The following is a 1,608-nucleotide window of genomic DNA, read 5'->3' as shown; positions in this document are numbered from 1 at the left end:
CCTCCGACTTGGGCGCGGTCCTCCAGGGAGCGCAGCATGGCGCGGAAGCGGTCGAGCACGGCCTCGGCCCACCGCCCCTGCGCGGCGTGGGCGTCCGCGCTGGCCCGCAGCTCGGCGGCGCTTCGGGTGTCGTCCACGAAGACCGTCGCCGAGCCGCGCCGTGCGGCACGTGCCCGACGGACCGGGCCGGCCACCACCAGGGCGACCAGGGCACCCACCACGACGACGGCGACGATGATCAGGGCCGCAGCACGCGCGTCGAGACCGGTCGCGGCGGTCTCGATCCCGGCGAGCTGCTCAGCGAGCCACTCGAGAGCGAGCTCGAGCAGGCTCGGACGCTCGTGGTAGACGGGGTCGGAGAGCTCCGTCACGGCCCACCGACGCGCGGTCTCGGCGTCAGGCTCGACCGGGACGTCGCGCAGCGCGGACGGCAGCGACCCCAGGACCGTGCGCAGCACCTCAGGCACGCCCCCCTGCCCCGGTGTCGGCCTGGGCAGCGGCGCTCTCGGCAGCACGGGCCAGCTCGACGTCCAGACCCTCACGACGGATCCGCAGGTCGATGTAGAGCAGGGCGACGACCGAGGCCAGGAACGGCGTGGTGAGCACCGAGGCGAGGATCGCGGCGACCGCGGTGATCGCGAGCGAGGCGCCGCCGAACGGGTCGAGCTGCATGACGACCGGCACCATGGCGGCGGGGTACACGATGATCCCGGCGACCGTCGCCACGATGACGGTGACGAGCAGGTAGATGCCCAGCAGGCGCCAGAAGCTCCCGCGCGAGAGCTCCCACCCGCGTTTCAGCCCCGCGACCACCCGCTGCTCCTCGAGCATCAGCGCCGGGGTCGCGAGCAGCGTCCGTACGCTGATCCACAGGCTCCAGACGAGCACCCCGACACCGCCGACCAGCAGGACGACGAACATCGGTCCCCACTGCTCAGCCGCGGCGAGGGCCACCACGGCCCCGATCCAGACCGCCGGCACCACGAGGAGCAGCAGCATGACGAGGAGGGTGAGCAGCAGCAGCCGCCACAGCTGGGGCCGCACCCGCTGCCAGGCGTCGGCGAGGGAGACACGCTGACCGATCACCGAGCGGCTGACCGAGACGATCAGCAGACCGGTCAGCAGGGTCGTGGAGACCAGGGACACGACCACGGAGAGGGCCGAACCGCCCGCCAGGCCGACGACGTCGCCCAGGAGCATGTCGGCCTGCTGGTCGACCGGAGCGCTCAGGGAGTCACCGAGGAAGCCGAAGCTGTACCACTGGACGAACGTCTCGAGGAGCACCGAGAGGGTCACGACGATCGCGCTGACCCCGAACATGACCCGCGGGTTGTCACGGATCGAGCGGAAGGCGCCGTCGAAGATCTCGCCCATGCCCAGGGGGCGCAGCGGGACGATCCCGCGCTGGACCGGTGGCGGGCGGTACCCGGGGGCGGCACCGGGCTGCCCGTACTGCGCCTGGCCGTACTGACCCTGCCCGTACTGACCCTGGCCGTACTGGCCGTGCCGCGGCTGGCCGTACTGCCCCTGCCCGGGGGCGCCCTGAGGGGGCTGCCCGTACGCCGGGACGGGGGGCGCCTGGGGCGGCTGCTCGGCCCCGGAGGCGCC

At 73.4% G+C, this 1,608-nt stretch carries 1 protein-coding gene and 1 pseudogene; both read right to left on the bottom strand.

Annotated features, from left to right (window positions below; translation table 11 throughout):
• Nucleotides 1–467 (bottom strand): annotated as a pseudogene (locus L0B03_RS17575) (hypothetical protein); the annotation flags it as partial.
• Nucleotides 460–1,608 (bottom strand): glycerophosphoryl diester phosphodiesterase membrane domain-containing protein (locus tag L0B03_RS17570; RefSeq protein ID WP_250448267.1); only part of this gene is annotated, 1,149 nt, incomplete at its 5' end. The gene L0B03_RS17570 and the pseudogene L0B03_RS17575, both read right to left, overlap by 8 nt.

The organism is Actinotalea sp. C106 (genome assembly GCF_023630195.1).
Classification (GTDB): Bacteria; Actinomycetota; Actinomycetes; order Actinomycetales; family Cellulomonadaceae; genus Actinotalea.
Note: the sequence above shows the minus strand (reverse complement) of the source record. Positions and strands in the feature narration are given on the sequence as shown.